Here is a 20,046-nt window from a genome sequence, read left to right on the forward strand (position 1 = left end):
CAGATTTGTCCGACTGGACTTGAAGGCGATATAATAAAGGTCAATCTGCCAACAGAAAGGAAACCTAGGATGAACAAACACCGTCTGGGAACATCAGAACTATACATTAGCGAAATCGGGCTCGGCTGCATGTCCCTCGGAACAGAGGAAGACAAAGGCGTCTATCTCATTCATGAAGCACTGGAGAAGGGCATCAACTTCCTGGATACCGCCGATCTGTACGATGCAGGCCGTAATGAGGAGATCGTAGGCCAAGCCGTCCGCCACCGCCGCGGGGATGTGGTTATTGCCACCAAGGTGGGCAACCGCAGAAGACCAGGTCAAGAAGGCTGGGATTGGGATCCTTCCAAGGCTTATATCAAATCAGCAGTTAAAGACAGTCTGCGGAGATTGCAGACAGACTACATCGATCTGTATCAGCTGCACGGCGGAACAATTGAGGATCCTATCGATGAAACGATAGAGGCATTCGAGGAGCTGAAGCAGGAGGGCTTAATCCGTTACTACGGCATCTCCTCCATCCGTCCCAATGTGATCAGAGAATATGTTAAACGCTCTAACATTGTCAGTGTTATGAGTCAATACAGTATCCTGGACCGGCGTCCGGAGGAAGAAATTCTTCCACTGCTAGCCCAGCATAATATTAGTCTGATCGCCCGGGGTCCGCTGGCCGGAGGAATTCTGACTGAGCGAGGCCGGGTCAAAGCGGAGAAGAGCTATTTGGACTATGACCGGGAAGCATTGCTGGCGCTCCATGACAAGCTGACACAGCAGAGTGGCCATGGCCTTCATTTGACCCAAACGGCACTGCGTTATCCATTGTCCCACCCTTCTGTAGCAACGATCATTCCGGGCGCAAGTAGTCTGGAACAGTTACTGCAGAATGTATCGGCCGCCGGGAGTCCCCCGCTCTCTGAGGAGACTCTGAATATGCTCCGGGGTATTAGCAATGCTAATCAGTATGCACAGCATCGTTAATACAACGGTAATGCATTTTTCCTGCTAAAATAATTTGCACAAGAGGCTGGTCCAACCGAACAAAGCGGTTAGATCAGCTTCTTTTATTCTCTCCGTAAATTTCACCCCATCTGTATTAATTATCATCCTATAGGCGAATACCGTGGTCGTTCTGGGTTGCAGTCCATAGACTGGTGTCAGGAGTTCAAATCTAGATGGGTAAATTCTAGGAGGGTAATGTTATGGAAACGCAAGACATTCAACAAATCAGCTGGAACTGTATGAATAAATATGTTGGGATCGTGACGACGGACGGTCAATCCCATGACGGATTTATTGCTCACGTTGATCAGGATTATATTACACTGGCAATTCCGACGGGTGAAATCATGAATCAGGCAAACGGAATGCCTGCACAAGGCTCTACTTACAGACAATTCGGCTTCCGTCCCGGATTCTTTCCAAGACGGCGGTTTATCCATCGGCGTATTCCTTTTTTCGGTATCAGGGACCTGTTCCTGCTTCCTTTCTTCATCTAGCTTGCACTTACCCGTCTTCCACACTTCACACATCAACAAAAAGACTGTCTTGGAAAGGGTGCTGGTTGCCCTTTATCCGAGACAGTCTTTATCTTCTAGCCCCCTGCTCACCCTGTCACCCCCGTTACTCGAAATGCTCCGGTCTGTGAGTAAGCATCATTTCCTCTTCTGTGATATACAGTGGAAAAGGCGGGGTCTCCTTAAGATACCTTTCCGTTGACAGAAGCCGGTAGTGCACCTCGGGCAACCAGGCATCCTCCAGTAGCGGCAGCTTGCCGGTATCACTGATATAATTGTCCACAGCGGACTGAACCATGTCCAAATAATAAGGAATTAGCTTGTCTTTTTCCTCAAAGATTTCAAAGGTTTCACGAGACATAAAGAACTTCTGCTCCGGAATACCGCCTAAATAACGTTTGAGACGGTCCACATCAATACTCTTGTCTTCATTGATCAGTACAGTGCGATTGATCGGGTCCGGCATATCAGCTTCAAACTGCCTCACAGCCTGCTTGATCTGCGGCAGAGTTACAGCAATGGTCGGGGATGCTTTTTTAGCGCGTTTAAATATCATACCGAAAGTCTCCTTTCAATGCATATATTAGTTAACGCTTACAATTCCATTTTATGCAATTCCCAATCCTTTAAACCGTTATAAGCCCAAGTTTCACATAACCTTATCATTTAGAGCCTTTTATTTGACATATTCCCAATGCGTCCACATCTCCGGCGGATTCAGCTCGTACTTGTCATTCTCCCGGTACATGAACTGATGCATGATGAACTCCCGGCGGATGGTGGCAAAATCGTCGTGAAACGGCTTGATGAACTCATTGATCTCTTTCTCGGTGTACACCACACCAGGCTCCAGCTTCTCCACAATGTACTGCAAGGCAATCAGCTTCTTCTTGTACTGGGCCGGAATTTGCCGCAGACGGCCGTCCTTGGCGAAGAAATTACGAATCACCGACTCCTTGAGACTGTTCTCAGGTGACTGCTCTTCCATATCCCGGGCTCCTTTCGCAAAAATAAACTCCAAAGATGCTTCCGCATTCTCTCTGATGAACTCAGGATTCAGCTTGAAAAAGACTGTATTCTTGTCACGACGTTCCTTAATCAGCGCAGCTTCGCGCAATTTGGCGGCATGATGGGTAACCGTTGGCTGGGAGAGATTCAGCTTCTCAGCCAGCGCATGTCCGTGCATTTCTCCTTGAGATAACAAGAGCAACATGCGGAGGCGGGTAGGGTCGGCCAGCGCCTTATGATAATTAACGATTTTGTCGAGCTGCACTTGATACACTCCTTACTGACATTCAGATCTTGATGGTAAAGTTGAAATAACTTTAGATATATATCTAATTATACACCATCCTAACATTACAAGCAATATAAAAGCGCTTACTTTTCGTCCTTATGGAAAAAAAATTGGATTTGGAGTAGGATTTAGAGGTCCGGCTTTTTGTCGGGTCCGTTATACAGAATAAAAAGATAGGATTTCACGGGAGGTTACCAGCAACATGAAAGATGTTATCATCATCGGGGCCGGGCCCTGCGGGCTTTCAGCAGCTATCGAATGCCAGCGTCAGGGGCTGTCCAGCCTCATTATTGAAAAGAACTTCATTGTCCATTCTATTTATTTGTATCCCACCAATATGCAGTTCTTCAGCACGGCAGAGCTTTTGGAAATTGGCGATGTACCATTCACCTCGCCAAATGACAAGCCTTATCGTCATGAAGCGCTTGTCTACTACCGCCGCGCCGCTGAGCAGCATGGTGTGGAAATTGCCGCTTATGAAGAGGCGTTGTCAATTGAAACACTCGAGGATGGAACTTTTGTCGTACATACTTCCAATATGCGCGGCGAGCAGCACAGTCATAAAGCAGGTCATGTTGTCATTGCGACCGGTTATTTTGACCAACCCAATATGATTGGTATTCCCGGCGAGGAGCTGCCAAAGGTAACTCACTACTTCGGGGAAGCACACCCTTACACCGGGATGAAGGTTACCGTTATAGGTGGCAGCAATTCCGCAGTAGATGCTGCGCTGGAGCTGATGCGTGTGGGTGCCTCTGTAGATATGGTCTATCGCGGTAACAGCATTTCAGACAATATTAAGTCATGGGTACGACCGATCTTCGAAGGCATGGTGCAAAAAGGAAAGATCCGGCTGCATCTTCAGTCCCGTGTTACAGAAATTAAGCCGGATTCAGTATTGATTACAAGTCATAATGGCGAGACTAACGTCATCGACAATGATTTTGTCCTGGCGCTAACTGGCTTCAAGCCAAGCCGGGCCCTGCTCTCTTCCGCAGGTGCAGCTATGAATGACGATCTGGACAAACCTGTATACGACCCTGTTACCATGGAGTCAACGGTGCCAGGGATCTACGTAGCAGGAGTGATCGCCTCCGGTCGCAATGCCAATGAGGTCTTCATTGAGACTGGACGGGGACATGGCAAACTGATTGTAGATCACATCCTTTCGAAGTCAAGGTAATCAGACAAGGAGTTGAAGCACGGATGGACATGACCTCTTTGCTGCTGCTGGGACTGGCCGCACTGGGTATTGTCAGCAATAATTCGCCTGTCACTATCGCGATGGTCGTTCTGCTGCTAATAAGAGTACTAGGGCTGAGTCAAGCCTTTCCCTGGCTGGAGAAATACGGACTCACCATTGGGATCATCATCCTGACGATCGGTGTCATGACCCCGCTGGCCAGCGGCAAAATCTCTCTGCAGACAGTCGGCCAGTCCTTCCTGCACTGGAAATCGCTCGCTGCGATCGGCATCGGCATTCTTGTGGCCTATCTTGGCGGACGCGGCGCTATCCTGATGGGCAACCAGCCCACCGTTGTCGCCGGTCTCTTGATCGGAACGGTTATCGGTGTGGCCTTCTTCAAGGGCGTGCCGGTCGGCCCGCTGATCGCCGCGGGGATTCTATCGCTGTTGATTGGAAAATTGTAATTCACTCGGAACGGGCGGGATTCCACAACGGGAATTCACAGTAGGAATTGACCCATTGAAGCCGTTCAAATTCGTTTTTTACCTCCATCTCATATCCGCACAAATAACTGCTTCAGGTACTGAAGCAGTTATTTGTGTCTATTGACAAAAAGCTTTTTTAAAGCGAATTTCGATGATTAGACTAGAAATAGTCTCTAATCTACACTACTTGTAAATTAAGTGAAATTAAGATTCAAGCAGAAGCCCAAACAAAGGCCCAGTCGTTATTCAACAAAGAGATATCCTGCGAATAAGCGAGCATTTGTAAGAATAAACCTTATTATAGTTAGAGGTGAATCTGAGCTTTCAGTCGCAAATCCCCTCCACTGTGCCCGTCTTCTTAGCAGTGAAAATAGCTCTACCTCCCCAACTGATGCTTTTCACAATTTATAGTTGTAATTTAAAGGTATACGGAGCAAATAAGTGCATTTCTGTACCTTAATTTTGCTAGTTGAGGCGTTATAACGAGAATAAGTGCATTATTGTATCTTATTTTCAAAAAAATAAGCCGGAAGGCCTTTTAGCGAATATTTAGCATACAAAATTGCACTTAATTCCCAATAGCCTGGTATTCGCAGGCATTTTAGGGTACAAAAATGCCGTTAATTACACTTTAAAAATAACTTTTATATAGATTACTTAGGATTCTTACACGGGGCTAGATCATCTTTGCGGTAAACGTTTAGACTTTCGGCCGCTGTTGTCTCCAGATTTCTTTTGATTGTACCGCTATTCGCGGATAAAGTCCGGAGACAGCCTTTGCTTCCGATGCAAGCTTTTCTACGAAAAGCTTTTAGACGTTCGCTTCCGCTCCTTCAGTTCCAAACTTTCCCTCAATTCTGTTCCCCCTAGTTTAAATTTTTCAGTTCAATCTATATAGCTGTGTTTGTTATTTTATTGCGTTCTATATAGCCAATTATTTTATGCTTCGAAGTAGGCTGAGGAGAGGTGTAAGTTGACTTTATTGTCAAAAAGAAACTTGAAATTAATAAGGCACTTTTGTTCTTTAGGAGTAATCATATTCGCCGTCTGTATTTTTATTTATCCATTTGAAAGGTATTTCCTAGGTTTAATGGTTTTGAACTTGAGTTTAGTTATGCTAATTCAGTCTGTAGAGTTAAAAAAATATGAATCAAAGGCGCAAACAGACCTTCAATTCATATCTAGTTTAATTGCTTGTGTTTTGTGTTTAGCTGCTTCGTGTTATATTCTTATTCCAAACTAGTGAAATCATTGCCCGGAATAGCTGGGCCAAACGTAAGTTACTGATCAGCAGAAATCATCTGCGGAAGCTCGCCTGCCATTCTTTTCTCCACAATCAACGGTTCTGCATAGCCATGCTCTGTCTGAATCTGCTTCATGGCTTCCTGCGCCGCTTCTTCCGTCGGATAATACCCTGCTTCCACGAGGAATAACCCCTTCTGATCCTTCAGCATGCGTAAACCCTCTACCCCGAACAGCATTTCTTCAGCAATAGCTAGCGTTTCTCCAGCAGGCTGGGAAGGGGTCCGCAGCGAATACACAGGTTGCTTCTGATCTCCTGCCCCCTGCTTCAACGTAATCACTACTTGTGCAGGATCTTTGTATTCCTTGACCTCATAGGCAACCGGCTCTTTGAAAGTTACACTAAACCGAATGGCGGAATCATCGAGCGTGATGAGCGGATAGGCATCCTCTACAAAACGACTCTCCTTCAGTGTCTCCAAGTCTTTGGCAGCCGAGAATTTTCTTGCGCCACTGACCGAAATGGTCATCGTGTAAGGATATTCTGTAAACTTCACATTATATGAACTCGCCAGTGTCTGATCTTCATCAGGGTTGGCAAAATTCAAGATTAACTGATCGCGCTCGCCCTGAGTCTTCAAGGCAATAAAGTCCACATCCACCCCGTCCTGAATCGTACCACCACCAGCGCTTCCTTGGGTAAACTGCAACACCTTCACCAGCTTGCCCAGCACAGGTACTTGCTCCAGACTTCCTGCGAAGGCAGGCATCGTATTCACACTTATAGTAAAAGAAACCAGCACCGCCGCAGCAGCTGAACCGCCCCATTTCAGGCTCCGCCGCACCACGCTATTTTTGCGCCGATGCTGCTTGCCTCTTTCGATTCCCTTACGGGCAGCGGCCGACAGCTCTTGGGGAATCTCTATATCGTTATATGCCTGCTGCATCATTTCCAATTGTTTATCCAAGGTGCTCACTCTCCTCCAGGTTGATTTTTAATTTCTCCAGTCCTCTGTAGAGGACCGATTTGACCGAGCTCAATGGCTGTTCCAGGATTTCGGCAATGTCTTTCAGCGGCAAGTCCTCTAAATACCTCATAACAATCACCATTCGCGACTTTTCATCGAGCCCGTCCAGCGCTTCGTACAAGTCAATGATTTCTTCCTTCTGCCCCGGTACATAGCTTCTTTCGGGTTCTTTCTCCATGTAGATGATTTTCTGGGATTTGCGGATATGATCCAGCGCGCAGTTGACGGCAATCCTGGTAAGCCAGGTCGCAAAATATTGCGGCTGCTGCAATTTATGAATGGAAATATAGGCTTTATAGACTGTCTCCTGGACAATCTCCAGCGCCTCATCCTTGTTCCTGACATAAGAAAATGCCATTCTGTAAATCCGCTCCTGCATGCCCTGGATCAGGGTGGTGAAGCTGTCTTCATCGCCGGCGATTGCCCGCTCAGCCAGTACTTCAACGTTCATGCTGCTCACTTCCTTTCTTAACGTGTACACCAGTTAGACGTGCAGCCCTCCCAAAAAGACGCAAGGGCTCAAAAAACTTTTGCTGATGCTATAAAAGACGAACTTAAGATATGAACGTAAGGCTCGGTCGTCACTACGGTGAATGTTGGACTTCCGGTCGCTGTTGTCCCCAGATTTCTTTGATTAAACCGCTTTTAGCGGATGAAATCTGGTGACAAAGGCGAACGCGTTCGCTCCTACAGTTCCAACCTTTCCCCTTCGTTCCTTCTCGCTTTTTGTTATTTTCTTATGTGCATCTTATAAATCAAGCAAATGAAAAAAGCGGCGTCTCTCCCGAGATCACCGCTGCTCTCTTCTATGCAATCCAGCCAGTGGATATGCTGTCTAAATTAAACGTCCAATCGCTGTACGTTAAAGAGCCGGGCATAGCTTCCGTCCAATGCCATCAGCTGTTCATGTGTGCCCCGTTCTGTAATCGCTCCGTTCTCCAGCACGACAATCTGATCGGCATGGGTAATCGTAGACAGCCGGTGAGCGACAATCAAGGTCGTCCGCTGCGAAGCCAGTGACTGAAGTGACTGCTGAATTAGATGCTCTGACTCGAGGTCCAGTGCTGAGGTGGCTTCATCCAGAATGAGCACCTTAGGATTTTTGAGGAAAACACGGGCAATCGCAATCCGCTGCTTCTGTCCGCCGGACAGCTTCACGCCCCGCTCGCCCACTTCTGTGTCATAACCTTGCGGCAGCTGCATAATGAAATCATGGGCATTGGCTGCCTGCGCCGCCGCGATGATGCTCTCTTCAGGTGCCTGCGGATTCCCGAATAGAATATTTTCACGCACCGAACCGCTGAACAGGAAGTTATCTTGAAGAACCATCCCCACAGCTCCGCGCAGACTCTCCTGCGTTAGGCTCCGAATATCTTGATCGTCTACGCATAAACTACCCTCAGTGACATCATAGAAGCGCGGAATCAGGCTGATCAGCGATGATTTGCCCCCACCACTCATGCCGACAAAGGCCACCGTTTGTCCTGGCTGAATGGATAAATCAATATCTTTTAATACCCAATCGCCTTCCGGACTGTACTTGAACCAGACATGACGGAAATCGATCGCGCCCGACCCTCCACTCAAATTTCTGGCTCCCGGCTCGTCTACGATATCATAGGGCTCCTCTAGCAGTTCCAGAACCCGCTCTAATGAAGCCGAGGCCTGGGTCAGAACCGTAGAAGAGTTAATCAGACGCCGAAGCGGTGCATACATCCGATCCAGATAACCGAAGAAAGCTACAAAGGTCCCAAGGGTCAGATTCCCCTGTATAACTTGATAACCTCCGTACCCGATCACAAGCAGCGGGGCGATATCCGTTAAGGTATTGATGATGGCAAAAGTGAATGCATTCCAGCGCGTCTGGGCCATCGCTTTGTTCAGAAAATTAGCATTGATTCCTTCGAATTTCTTCTGGTCAACACGCTCCATCGTAAAGCTGCGGATCACAGAGATCCCTTGAATGCGCTCGTGCAAATAGCCCTGAATACCGGCCAGCGCCTGCGAGCGATCTTTGGTCAGGATCTTAAGCCGCTTATACAGCGTGTTCACTGCAATACCGTACAGAGGCAGTATCGCAATGGAGACCAGAGCCAGCACCGGATTCAGGTAGAACATGAACGCCAGAGCGAAGACCAGCGTGAACATATCCAGCCAGACATTCATCATGCCGACCTCTACCAGATTCTTCGTCTGCTCCACATCATTGATAAATCTGGAAATGGCCTCGCCTACTTTGGTATTCTGATAGTAACGTAGTGATAAGCGCTGCAAATGAGCGTATAGCTTGTTACGCATATCGAACAGCACTTTACTGGTAATGAGCTGGGCAAAATACTGACGGTAATATTCCACCGGCCCCCGAACGATAACGAATAACACAAAGGCACCGCCCAGGATCATCATTAATTGCGAAACTCGTTCGTTAACGGTCATCGCCGGATTCATCAAAAGGTCGTCCACGACGTATTTTAGAATAATAGGAAGTGTCAGCGGAATGCTGAATTTGATCATCCCTATGATCAGTGTGATAATGATCCATTTCATATATGGACGTACAAAGGTATAATAAGATTTCCAGTACTTCACAGGTTAGGGTGTCCTTTCTTTCTAGCTGGTGTGTGCATGGTGATGTTGACTTTTGCTCTCCACAATGTTTTTATAAGGCTATGTCCATTAGTAGGATAAGCAGCACCCGAACTTCAGGAGGATAATGATGTCAAGACAATTTGTGACGGAAGCCGTCATGATGGCGATTTACGGTCAACTTTTAGTGCCGGGAAGCCCTGTGGAATACATAGTTCCCTACACCTCGGTGATGGAATTATATGAACTGCGGGACAGCGATGAGCCGCTGATGAACCGTGCAGATGACGACAAGCATGTCAAGAGCAAGATCGGCGAGCTGATCGCATATTTTGAAGAACCGCTTAATGCCAAGAAAATCAATCGCTGTCTCGCTGTGCCTTGGGCCAAAAGCTCCGGGATTCTTCTGGGCGAGCAAGCGCAAATTACCATCATCAACAGTATGGATACCGCTCCGTACGGTGAAATGTTCGACCCGATTGAGACTGAACTGCTTCTCTCCTCCCAGCGGGAGAATGTGCCTATCCTGACAGACCAATTCGAGCTGATCCAGCGCATTATTGAAGGCGGCGTCCCGGTTCAGGTGTTCGATATTGACGATTTTGATTTTGCAATGGAGGAAGATTCCTTCCGCAGCTCCCATTGATCCAGGGTAACTTCCCGGACTGATCTCCATATTCCATATGAAAAGCCCCTGCCTCGGCAGGGGCTTTTTGAAAATATAAGAATGCTTATGTTCTACGCGGTAAACATCCTTATATTTCTCGCTACTTCTGAAGCTCAGCGGACGCGGTCTTTGCTTTATAAATGTATTCGATATCGTCCTCAGCCTCATGATATTCAATGGCGAGGTCATACCCCTCCATATACCACAAATCCTGCTCCTCCATAAAGAACACAATGCCCTCCTGCTCGATCCGGTCACCCGGCGTTACAGGGGCTTCGGTGGCTAACCCCAGCGAGAATCCAGGGTGGAGTCCGCCGCCCGAGCTATACCGCGGAAATAAACGAATAGAGTCTCCGTTGTTAAGTTCCAGCTCTCGCTTGAACCAGGCTGCAGCAGCTTGGCTAATTGCCATACTCATCTCTCTCAACTCCTTTGTGTAACCTTAATCATACTGAAAAAAATCAAAGATTCCAAACTGCTTTTGAAAAAAAGCTAAAAAAATTTGTTTGACAACGTCTTAAAGCGAATGATAAACTCTGAACATAACGAATATTCTTCAAGTTATTACCAAAAAATGAACGAAAGGGTGAGAGCGGTGTTTATCACAGTACAGGACCATTACTTTACAATTGTCGGCAACCATACACAATCGAATACCGAAGCAGCCCAAATGGTGGAACTCTCCTGAAGCTTTGCGGATCATACATACCGCATGTCTTAAGGTAACGAAAATCTTCCCATGCCAGGTGCTGCTTTGCACCGTGCGCATGATAGCCTCTAATTACACAGGTATATCGTCCGTTTTCGGATGATATGCCTTTTTTGTTGGAGATTTTCCACTATCCGCTGTATCCCAATTGCCAACTTAATTACAACCTGAAAGGAAGGGATTTACCTTGTTCTCTGTTCTTAAAAATCTCGGATGGTTCTTCCGCCGGGAAAAAAGGCGCTATTCGCTCGGCCTTTTCTTGCTGATCGCAGTAGGTGTGCTGGAACTATTGCCACCTCGCCTGCTCGGCAATGCCATTGACGAAATCGTCCGCGGCTCCGTCACGGCGAGCTCCCTGATCAAGTACATTGGTCTGATCGTGGCTTTGCTGCTATTTATCTACTGGATCACGTACATATGGATGCACAAATTATTCGGCGGCTCTAACCTTGTTGAGCGTCTGCTGCGTTCCCGGTTCATGAATCACCTGATGACCATGACCCCTTCGTTCTTCGAACGCAACCGTACCGGCGACCTTATGGCCCGAGCCACCAATGACATCCGTGCAGTTTCCGCTACTGTAGGATTCGGCATGCTGACCCTTGTAGATTCCACGGTATATCTTACCGTCGTCCTGCTGGCGATGGGATTTCTGGTCAGTTGGAAGCTTACACTGGCTGCCGTACTACCCCTGCCACTCATTGCAATAGCAATGGTCTTCTATGGTAAAGCCATACATGACCGGTACAGTCTGGCCCAGGATGCTTTTGGTGATATGAATGACCAGGTTCTGGAATCCGTCTCCGGCGTGCGCGTGATTCGTGCTTATGTACAGGAACGCCTTGATGAGAAGCGCTTTGCTGACATCACAGAAGATGTATACCGCAAAAATATGGCTGTAGCTCGGGTCGATGCCTTCTTTGAGCCAACCATCCGTTTCTGTGTAGGCTTGAGTTATATTATTGGACTCACCTATGGTATCTACTTAGTCTTCCGCAACCAGATCACGCTCGGCGATCTGATCTCCTTCAATATGTACCTCGGGATGATTGTCTGGCCGATGTTCGCCATTGGCGAATTGATCAACATTATGCAACGCGGCGGCGCCTCGCTGGAACGTATTGACGAAACCACGGGAACCCAGCCAGACGTAACCGATCTTCCGAACCCTGTAGATGTTGCAGCCGGACCTAACGGCATTGAATTGAAAAATGTGACCTTCCGTTATCCTTCATCCACCATTGATAATCTGATCGGAATCAACCTGTCCCTTGAACGCGGACAGACGCTAGGCGTTGTAGGGCGAACCGGTAGCGGTAAATCCACACTGCTGAAGCAGCTTCTGCATGAATATCCGACCGGTAGCGGAGACATTCTGATCTCCGGTGTGCCGATCCAGAAGATTACCTTAGACCAGTTGCACAGCTGGATGGGCTATGTTCCGCAGGAACAAATCCTGTTCTCCAAAAGTGTGCGGCAGAATATCCAGTTCGGACTGGAGAATGCCGGTGATGACAAGATTATGGACGCCATTACTGCGGCTGCATTCCAGAATGACCTCGGCACCTTGTCCGACGGACTGGATACGCTAGTCGGCGAACGCGGGGTATCCCTCTCCGGAGGACAAAAGCAGCGTGTCTCGCTGTCCCGGGCATTTATCGCCAATCCGGAAATTCTAATCTTGGACGATGCGCTGTCCGCCGTAGATGCACGAACAGAAGCACAGATCATTGAGAACATCCGGCAGGAGCGTGCCGGCAAAACAACGCTGATCTCTACCCACCGTCTCTCCGCCGTCGAACACGCCGATCAGATTGTCGTGCTGGACAACGGACATATTACAGAGCGGGGAACACACGAAGAACTGCTTGAATTAAACGGCTGGTACCGTGAACAATATGACAGGCAGCAGATCGAGAATAACCTGTCCAACTAAACAGCCTGAGCTACAGACCAACTAACAGGAGGTGTCACCGTTGACACAAAGTACAGGCAAACGCCTGCTCCAATATGCATTAACCGCTAAAAAAACATTTATCGCAGCCTTGCTGCTGCTGTCCATCGGCGTTGCAGCTGAGCTTGCCGGTCCCTTCATCGCCAAGAGCATGATCGACAACCATATGCTGGCGATTGAGAAGCCTTATTTCAAAACCGCATCTTCAGAGGAAGCCGCGGTCTATAATAATGAGTATTACAAACGCGCCGACCGCTTCCAGCCGGGTGAAGCCAAAGGCCAGGAAATCCGCCTGTTGCAGGCTGGACGCAGCTTCTATTTTATCAACAGTGCTGTAGATCAGCCCGATGGTGAACGCACCTTCCGTGACGGAGAGCTTCATATCGTTCGCGGCGGGAATGAGGTCACCTATCCGGCAGTGAAGCTTTCTGTGGATGAGCTGTTCGCCTTCTACAAGCCCGAGCTGCCAGGCATCTATGAGCTGGTAGGGCTCTATGCCCTGTTCCTAGTGATCTCCATCTTTGCTGAATTTGGGAAAACCTACTGGCTGCAATCGTCAGCCAACCAGGTTATCCGCAAGCTGCGGACCGATGTCTATGCGCATATCCAGCGTCTTCCGGTTCACTTTTTTGACAACCTGCCTGCGGGTAAAGTCGTTTCCCGGGTCACTAATGATACGGAAGCCATCAAGGACCTGTTCATCGCCGTCTTATCCAACTTCAGCACCGGTGTAATTAATATTATTGGTGTTTATATCGCACTGTTCCTGCTGGATGTCCGGCTTGGACTGGTCAGTCTCTTCATTATTCCGGCACTGATCCTTTGGATTGTTATCTACCGGAAGGTGGCGACCAAGTACAACACGATCATCCGCTCCCGTCTGAGTGAGATCAACGCCATTATCAACGAATCCATTCAGGGGATGTCGATCATCCGGATTTTCCGCCGCCAGAAGGAGCGCAGCGAAGAGTTCGAGAAACTAAATGACGATTACCTGAAATATCAGAACAAAATGCTTAATCTCAATGCGCTGACCTCGCACAATCTGGTCAACTCGATCCGCAGTCTGTCCTTTGTCCTTGTCCTCTGGTACTTTGGCTTTGGCAGTCTGGACGGCTCAACATTCGTCTCGCTCGGTGTGCTGTATGCCTTCGTCGATGTGCTGGGCCGGATGTTCCAGCCGATCACAGGTATGGTCAACCAGTTGGCGAACCTTGACAGCTCCATGGTCTCCGCAGGTCGTGTGTTCACACTGATGGATGAACCGGGTGAAGCTGTGACCGACGGCACCATGCCTCGCTATAAAGGCAATGTGGCTTTCAAGAATGTATCCTTCGCCTACAAAAAAGACTTTGTCCTGCGCGATATTTCCTTCGAGGCACGTCCGGGTGAGACTGTCGCCCTGGTGGGACATACAGGTTCAGGCAAAAGCTCGATCATTAACCTGCTGTTCCGATTCTACGACCCACAGAAAGGTTCTATCACGATTGACGGACAGGAGGTCACGAGCCTTCCGAAGCAGTGGATCCGTAACCATATGGGGATCGTTCTACAGGACCCTTACCTGTTCACCGGTACCATTGCTTCCAACGTTAGTCTTGGGGATGAACGCATCTCGCGTGAGCGTGTGGAACGGGCTTTGCGTGAAGTAGGCGCAGATAAACTGCTGGCCCATCTTCCGCAGGGTTTCGACGAACCGGTAGTGGAAAAAGGCAGTACGTTGTCAGCCGGACAACGTCAGCTAATTTCCTTTGCACGGGCTCTTTCCTTCGATCCGGCGATTCTGATTCTGGATGAGGCAACCTCCAACATCGATACCGAGACGGAGAGCATTATCCAGGAAGCGCTGGAGGTGCTGAAGAAAGGTCGTACCACCTTCATCATTGCACACCGTCTCTCGACAATCCGCTCCGCAGACCAGATTCTGGTACTGCACCGCGGGGAAATTGTAGAACGCGGCAACCATGATGAATTGATGGCTCTCGGCGGAAGATACTTCCGCATGTATCAACTCCAGGTTGGTGCCGCGGCAGCGGAAAGTGCAAATCCTGTAGCAGCTGGTTCGGCACATCAGGCTTCTGCTGCTGGATTGCAGCCAGCATTTAAGAAAATGTAGTATATTCATGCCCCCTTTGCCTGTTGGCGGAGGGGCTTTTTTTTCTAAGTTCAGTCAATAGAAGCAGTTTAACGGATAAGAAATTGGGGAACAACAGCGATCACAAGTCCACACATCACTGGAATAATTGGCTGAGCCCAGGTTCGAAGCTTCAGAGGGGCTTTCGTAGCGGGAAAAATACCGTTAAATGCTTCCTTACATCTTATCAGTGCTTCCCAATACCACTGCTTCAGAAGGTTGAAACTCATGCATGGGGGCTAACGGACCCTAACGTCGTTATTTGCACATCAAGCAGCTTCTGGAATTTGTAACGGACTCAGGTGCCGCTATTTCCTCCCAAACCGTGGATTTTACACAGGATTTCTGCTCATAACGTCTTTGGAGTCCGTTATTTTCTGCTACGGTTGATTGTTAGGAGATAACGTCTCTGGGGTCCGTTACCAGATGGAATAAGAAGAAAGTACTGATTTCGAGATAGATCCATAAATCAAGAGTTTAATTATGGGTTTTCTCAAAGCCACTACTTTCTCAACAATCTGAGCTTTTTCAATTATTACAACGCCCTATAGAGTGAAGTTAAGCCTTTCGACGTATTTGCGGGTGATTACAATTACGTTGTGTTTTTATTGCGTCCTTTATAGGAATTAAACAAAGCACTACACTCCAATGTAAAAAATATTTGACACGAAGTGAAGTTAACTATATTGTATGTATATAATTTTTTACATCATGTGAAATAAAACATACATAAAGGAGATGCCCCATGACGTATCACTCCAAAAAAGCAATCGTATCCATCCTCACTTCCCTTCTTGTTTTTCTTTATCTTTTTATCGATATCCAGGGGGCGGGTTCCGCAGGAGTAGAATCTCTGCCACAGCTTTGGGGAGTCTTCTTTCTGAAATGGATCGTAATCGAGGTTTTAGCGAAGATGGTGATCCTGATTGTTTTCAATATTTTGAACAGGTTAGCTACACGAGAAGCAGAGCCTTCCTTTGCCGATGAACGTGATCGAATGATTGAGCTAAAAGCGGTCAGAAACTTTTGCTTTATGTTTTCCTTTGGTTTTTTCGTCGCAATGGGTGCACTAGCGATTCATCAACCCCTCTCAGTCATGTTTAATACCCTGGCAATAGACTTCTTTCTCTCCGGCCTAGTCTTGAACCTGTCCTACATCTTCTATTATCAGAGAGGATTTTGAAATGAAGAAGAACTTGGTCAAGAATAACATACGACAATTACGATTTATGAAACATGAGATGACCCAGCAGCAATTGGCCGATCGGGTCGGCGTGACAAGACAAACTATCGTTGCTATTGAAAAAGAGAAGTACTCCCCTTCGCTCGAACTGGCGTTTCTGATTGCTCAAGTGTTTGAGCTCCCGCTGGAAGAGATTTTTTCTTTTCACCCACAAGGAACTGACAGTAGCCAAGCAACATCACTTGAGGAAGAAGGGAAATAACATATGAAGGCTGCGATATGTACGAAATACGGGACACCAGATGTTATTCAGATTAAAGAAGTCAAAACACCGACTGTTCAAGACGACCAGGTATTGATCAAAGTGCATGCAACGACCGTAACTTCTGGTGACTGTGTGTTGCGTAACAGCAAGATGCTGGTTATGAGGCTGCTCTTTGGTCTCACGAAACCAAGAAAAGATATTTTGGGAAGTGAATTATCCGGGACAATCGAGGTTATCGGGAAGAACATAACCAAATTCAAGAAAGGCGATTCTATCATAGCCTATACCGGGATGAAGGTTGGTGCACATGCAGAATATATAACCCTCTCCGAAAATGCTGTACTCACGACAAAACCGGAAAACATGACGTTTGAGGAAAGTGCAGCTATTGCCTTCGGTGGTACGACGGCTCTGTACTTTCTCAGAAAAGGAAACATTCACAGGGGTCAAAACGTGCTCATCTTTGGTGCTTCTGGAGCCGTGGGCACTTCCGCTATTCAGCTGGCTAAGTACTTCGGAGCCACTGTTACCGCTGTATGCAGTAACCGCAATTTTGAACTGGTGAGGTCACTCGGAGCAGATCACGTCATTGACTATACCCAAGAGGATTTTTCGAAAAAAGGGACGCGCTACGATCTTATCTTTGATGCCGTCGGCAAAAGCTCAAAATCGAGCAGCAAACAGGCATTAACTCTAAGCGGCAAATACATTTCGGTAGCAGGCGGGCTTGCCAAAGAAAATCTTGACGACTTGCTCCTTCTTAAAGAGCTTGTAGAAGCTGGAAAATTGAAATCGGTCATCGATCAATGTTACCCCTTCGAACAGATTTCTCAGGCTCATACTTACGTTGAAAAGGGACATAAACAGGGGAATGTGGTCATAACGCTGTAGTCGTCAGATGGATGAAGTGTGGATGAATGAAGCCGCTGTGAGCCTGTGATGGATAAAGGAGAGCGATTCACTTGGCGCATCCTTATTTCGGATACCCACGTTGCGAACGGCCCTGCGGGTGGCAGGTTACCCGGCACTGGGTGTGTTAAAAAGAAAGCCTTGTGGGATTTCATGCCCCCAAGGTCTCACATTTAAGTTAGTATTAATTAATCAAGAGAGTGATAAGTATTTTCTATTATAAATATTCCAGTAATTCTCTCGTTTACAAAGCGAGTTATATAGAGAGGGCCAAAATCAATATTGAAATCTTTATAGATGAGCTCTACTATTCTTCCAAATAAGGTGATTCAAAACTCTCAACAAATAAACCTGAACTACTGATCTTTATTAAAGAATCATTACATTCCTTCACACTCCCAATATACATGTAATAATCAAAACCAAAGTGAACAAACATCTCTCTACTTTGAAATTTACACCAAATCTTTTCTCTTAAAATTAATTGAGAAAGTAATTTCAACTCATACACAGGGATATGATCGCCATTTTTCACACTGTTATAAACACTTTTCATCTCGTCAGTGTAGATGGAATGGAATTCAGCTTTCTCCACGTCAAAGTAATACTTTTCTAGATCTACTACTTGAATTGTGTTTAAGTTATTCTCATTCATTATTAAATTTATAGCCGTTACATATAATGATTCAGTTTCTAAATAATGTTCTAACAGAAATTTCTCAGCTGAAAATACTTTTCCCACTTCACTTATTGATGTCCATTCTTCATTTTTATACACTCCTTTTATACGATTAGTTGGGTCATATTTAGTAATCCTCCAAAAGAATTTGTACATATTAATCTCCAATCCTATTTAATAAAGCAATATAAGTGCCAGAGCGAGTGTTCTTCCTGGATAAATCTTCTGCTTTTTTTCGCCATTTTCCACACCCCTCCATTATGCGAATTGAGATCCTGAACGATATAGTTTTTACAATCAGTCTACACTGGTTTATCTTTAATTTTTATTTTTGTCTTTGTAAAACCTAAATATTTCGCTAACATATCTGTTTCTTTATTTATTAGTTTCAAGGTTTGACCTTTTACTTGAGCTTTTAAAACATTAGCTTTACCTCCACCGCCATAAATACTTAAAATAGCGCCAAGAAAAGCATCGTTCAAAGATTGAACTTCGCCATAATCTCTCATTAATTGATTCTTTACCGATGCTACCTGCTCATTTCTGCTTTCAGCTGATGTAGCCATATTAAAGAGATACAGACATTAGTTTCAGCCCTTTTCAGCCTCCGCGAATTGTCTAGATTAACAGATATCCGTCATGCTGCGCTTAATGAATTGGCCAATTATAAACGGCAGAATATAAACTTTGGCCATATTGAGCGGATTGCTGAGGCTTTAGAAATTGAAGATATTCGCGAAATTATTGATTTAATAGGTGCTGAAGATGAATGAAGCCCGCCCTGGGAAGGCGGTTTTCATTTTGTTTATCAATGGAGGTAAATTCTATGGACGCGCCGCCCGATTCATTCGGCACTATATTATTTCATTCCAAAATAAGGGTCTTCGACATGTCCATCTAGTTCGGCAACAGTTTCTTGAATAGTGATTCTAACTTCATTTTTCACATTATCATTATTTAATAAATTTTTCAGATGCTTATAAACTTTTACTAAACCCAGTCTACCGATAATTAATGCGATCAACTCAATTTCATTTATTGATTCTTTATTACAAATACCAATTATCCAAGTTTCAATTTCACTTTTCACATCAGAGTCTAGTAACTCATACGTATGCCATTGCCTGTCCGATAATTCAAACAATGACTCTAAGGCAATTTCTACATCAATAGTTCGTGAACTAATTGAAAATAAAAATTCTTCAAACAGTTCTTTTAATTGAATTGTAGAAATGTAATCAGGTAACGATTTATAATAATCCAACAACATTTTTTCACCTCCCAAAATCAACAGGAATGTGGGTAATATCGCTTGGATTTCTATAGAATTAACCGTCTTGCCCAAGCAATTTGTTTCCGATTTTTATTTGTGAAGTCCACTCACTTCCAGAATAACTACCCGGAAATCTAGAAGCCGCATTGGCATCAGGGGAATGCCATTTGATTTCAACTTTTGTACCGTTGATTTCAAAGTTATACTTGTATCCATCAGCAATTGTTGATGATGGTCTAAACCCGTTTGTGGCTCCAATAAGAACCATATTTCCCAGATTCCCTATTGGGATTCTGCCTTTCTTCAGCATCTGTTGAGCAGAAAATTGAGGGTTATAAGTAGCTATTGTAGCTTTACCCGTGCCCTTAGTATTACTAGCACTGAGTTGTTCCTTCTTCAGCGCTTCACTTGAATTAGCAGAGTTACTGTTTAATCTCGGAGATATTGTTTTTGGTGTTGTCTGTTCTACTTTGGTTTAGCTGGTTCTTTCCACCTCTGCTCGCACCCGCAGTGCCAGGTAAGCCAGCATTGTCATCTGTCATATGTCCACTTGGATCAATATACTTCAGCGAATTATTATGAACATACGTATAAAGATTCTAACTCAGCGGATTATCAATCTGCCCTTTATACGTATCCTCATTTAAAAACTGCCCGATACTCGGATCATAATACCTTGCCCGTAGATAGTAAAGTCCTGTCTTTTCGTCATACACCTCACCTGTGTACTTACACGGTTTTCCATCCTTCTATTTATTTATGAAGAGGTTCAATTCATATCTGTTTAACAATTCCTTAAATAACAGTGATACTTCTGAATTTGATAACGAAGCTACCCTCAAATAAAACTCATTAGTTAAGATAAATAAACAATAACTCTGACAAGAGCTGCTCTTTAAGATTTTTAAAAAGACCTTATATCGCCAAGCGCTAAT

General features: G+C 45.9%; 21 protein-coding genes and 2 pseudogenes. 11 read left to right on the forward strand and 12 right to left on the reverse strand.

All coding sequences use genetic code 11. From position 1 onward, the window contains the following. Positions 1-69 precede the first annotated feature (69 nt). Positions 70-978: an aldo/keto reductase gene (locus HPT30_RS21180; RefSeq protein ID WP_175373304.1), complete on the forward strand. Its 909-nt coding sequence runs from the start codon at positions 70-72 to the stop codon at positions 976-978. Positions 979-1,199: 221 nt separating this feature from the next. After that, complete coding sequence (locus HPT30_RS21185; RefSeq protein WP_175373305.1) at positions 1,200-1,496, forward strand: phosphatidylinositol kinase; 297 nt, start codon at positions 1,200-1,202, stop codon at positions 1,494-1,496. A 124-nt stretch (positions 1,497-1,620) separates the two neighbouring features. Here HPT30_RS21185 and HPT30_RS21190 read toward each other — a convergent pair whose 3' ends face one another. Beyond that, positions 1,621-2,070 carry a DUF3939 domain-containing protein gene (locus HPT30_RS21190; protein WP_175373306.1) on the reverse strand — a complete coding sequence of 150 codons (450 nt, stop codon included), beginning with the start codon at positions 2,068-2,070 and terminating at the stop codon, positions 1,621-1,623. Positions 2,071-2,190: 120 nt separating this feature from the next. Then, positions 2,191-2,787, reverse strand: a complete 597-nt coding sequence (locus HPT30_RS21195) for a DUF2087 domain-containing protein (protein WP_175373307.1) — start codon at positions 2,785-2,787, stop codon at positions 2,191-2,193. 226 nt (positions 2,788-3,013) lie between these two features. Between HPT30_RS21195 and HPT30_RS21200 the strand changes: the two genes are divergently transcribed. Together HPT30_RS21200 and HPT30_RS21205 are read left to right on the forward strand one after the other, a co-directional pair. Continuing rightward, complete coding sequence (locus HPT30_RS21200; RefSeq protein WP_175373308.1) at positions 3,014-3,994, forward strand: YpdA family putative bacillithiol disulfide reductase; 981 nt, start codon at positions 3,014-3,016, stop codon at positions 3,992-3,994. Between the two features lie 23 nt (positions 3,995-4,017). Continuing rightward, complete coding sequence (locus HPT30_RS21205) at positions 4,018-4,461, forward strand: DUF441 domain-containing protein (RefSeq protein WP_175373309.1); 444 nt, start codon at positions 4,018-4,020, stop codon at positions 4,459-4,461. 1,301 nt (positions 4,462-5,762) lie between these two features. Here HPT30_RS21205 and HPT30_RS21210 read toward each other — a convergent pair. The 3 genes from HPT30_RS21210 to HPT30_RS21220 form a co-directional block, all read right to left on the reverse strand. Next, positions 5,763-6,692 carry a DUF4179 domain-containing protein gene (locus HPT30_RS21210; RefSeq protein WP_175373310.1) on the reverse strand — a complete coding sequence of 310 codons (930 nt, stop codon included), beginning with the start codon at positions 6,690-6,692 and terminating at the stop codon, positions 5,763-5,765. Further along, the gene (locus HPT30_RS21215; protein ID WP_175373311.1) at positions 6,685-7,203 is read right to left on the reverse strand and encodes a sigma-70 family RNA polymerase sigma factor; all 519 of its coding nucleotides are present in this window, start codon (positions 7,201-7,203) and stop codon (positions 6,685-6,687) included. Before HPT30_RS21215 ends, HPT30_RS21210 begins: the two co-directional genes overlap by 8 nt. A 389-nt stretch (positions 7,204-7,592) precedes the next feature. Beyond that, a complete protein-coding gene (locus HPT30_RS21220; protein WP_312876357.1) occupies positions 7,593-9,341 on the reverse strand; it encodes an ABC transporter ATP-binding protein in 1,749 nt (582 codons plus the stop codon). Between the two features lie 127 nt (positions 9,342-9,468). On the opposite strand from HPT30_RS21220, the gene HPT30_RS21225 reads away from it, so the two are divergent. Further along, entirely contained in the window at positions 9,469-9,984 is a 516-nt protein-coding gene (locus HPT30_RS21225) for an ADP-heptose synthase (RefSeq protein ID WP_175373366.1), read from the forward strand. 121 nt (positions 9,985-10,105) lie between these two features. On the opposite strand, the gene HPT30_RS21230 is transcribed toward HPT30_RS21225, so the two are convergent. Continuing rightward, positions 10,106-10,423, reverse strand: coding sequence for a HesB/YadR/YfhF family protein (locus HPT30_RS21230; protein WP_175373312.1), 318 nt, complete (start codon positions 10,421-10,423; stop codon positions 10,106-10,108). A 478-nt stretch (positions 10,424-10,901) separates the two neighbouring features. Here HPT30_RS21230 and HPT30_RS21235 point away from each other — a divergent pair, with 478 nt between their 5' ends. The 5 genes from HPT30_RS21235 to HPT30_RS21255 all read left to right on the forward strand — a co-directional run bounded on the left by HPT30_RS21235 (position 10,902) and on the right by HPT30_RS21255 (position 17,141). After that, on the forward strand, positions 10,902-12,650 hold the full coding sequence (locus HPT30_RS21235; RefSeq protein WP_175373313.1) for an ABC transporter ATP-binding protein: 1,749 nt from the start codon (positions 10,902-10,904) through the stop codon (positions 12,648-12,650). A gap of 40 nt (positions 12,651-12,690) precedes the next feature. After that, complete coding sequence (locus tag HPT30_RS21240; protein WP_175373314.1) at positions 12,691-14,784, forward strand: ABC transporter ATP-binding protein; 2,094 nt, start codon at positions 12,691-12,693, stop codon at positions 14,782-14,784. Between the two features lie 763 nt (positions 14,785-15,547). Next, on the forward strand, positions 15,548-15,985 hold the full coding sequence (locus HPT30_RS21245; protein WP_175373315.1) for a hypothetical protein: 438 nt from the start codon (positions 15,548-15,550) through the stop codon (positions 15,983-15,985). 1 nt (position 15,986) lies between these two features. After that, positions 15,987-16,247, forward strand: a complete 261-nt coding sequence (locus tag HPT30_RS21250) for a helix-turn-helix transcriptional regulator (protein ID WP_175373316.1) — start codon at positions 15,987-15,989, stop codon at positions 16,245-16,247. A gap of 3 nt (positions 16,248-16,250) precedes the next feature. After that, positions 16,251-17,141, forward strand: a complete 891-nt coding sequence (locus HPT30_RS21255) for an NAD(P)-dependent alcohol dehydrogenase (protein WP_175373317.1) — start codon at positions 16,251-16,253, stop codon at positions 17,139-17,141. 325 nt (positions 17,142-17,466) lie between these two features. On the opposite strand, the gene HPT30_RS21260 is transcribed toward HPT30_RS21255, so the two are convergent. The 3 genes and pseudogenes from HPT30_RS21260 to HPT30_RS21270 form a co-directional block, all read right to left on the reverse strand. Next, positions 17,467-17,994 carry a hypothetical protein gene (locus HPT30_RS21260; protein ID WP_175373318.1) on the reverse strand — a complete coding sequence of 176 codons (528 nt, stop codon included), beginning with the start codon at positions 17,992-17,994 and terminating at the stop codon, positions 17,467-17,469. A 14-nt stretch (positions 17,995-18,008) separates the two neighbouring features. Further along, positions 18,009-18,125, reverse strand: a pseudogene (locus HPT30_RS31015) (toxin C-terminal domain-containing protein); the annotation flags it as partial. Positions 18,126-18,140: 15 nt separating this feature from the next. After that, a complete protein-coding gene (locus HPT30_RS21270; protein ID WP_175373319.1) occupies positions 18,141-18,404 on the reverse strand; it encodes a hypothetical protein in 264 nt (87 codons plus the stop codon). On the opposite strand from HPT30_RS21270, the gene HPT30_RS21275 reads away from it, so the two are divergent. After that, on the forward strand, positions 18,405-18,611 hold the full coding sequence (locus HPT30_RS21275) for a helix-turn-helix domain-containing protein (protein WP_175373368.1): 207 nt from the start codon (positions 18,405-18,407) through the stop codon (positions 18,609-18,611). An 86-nt stretch (positions 18,612-18,697) separates the two neighbouring features. On the opposite strand, the gene HPT30_RS21280 is transcribed toward HPT30_RS21275, so the two are convergent. The 3 genes and pseudogenes from HPT30_RS21280 to HPT30_RS30095 all read right to left on the reverse strand — a co-directional run. Next, complete coding sequence (locus tag HPT30_RS21280) at positions 18,698-19,108, reverse strand: hypothetical protein (protein WP_175373320.1); 411 nt, start codon at positions 19,106-19,108, stop codon at positions 18,698-18,700. 58 nt (positions 19,109-19,166) lie between these two features. After that, complete coding sequence (locus tag HPT30_RS21285; protein WP_175373321.1) at positions 19,167-19,379, reverse strand: hypothetical protein; 213 nt, start codon at positions 19,377-19,379, stop codon at positions 19,167-19,169. Positions 19,380-19,713: 334 nt separating this feature from the next. Further along, positions 19,714-19,848, reverse strand: a pseudogene (locus HPT30_RS30095) (RHS repeat-associated core domain-containing protein); the annotation flags it as partial. Between the last annotated feature and the right edge of the window lie 198 nt (positions 19,849-20,046).

This window comes from Paenibacillus agri (assembly GCF_013359945.1).
Taxonomy (GTDB): Bacteria; Bacillota; Bacilli; order Paenibacillales; family Paenibacillaceae; genus Paenibacillus_AQ; species Paenibacillus_AQ agri.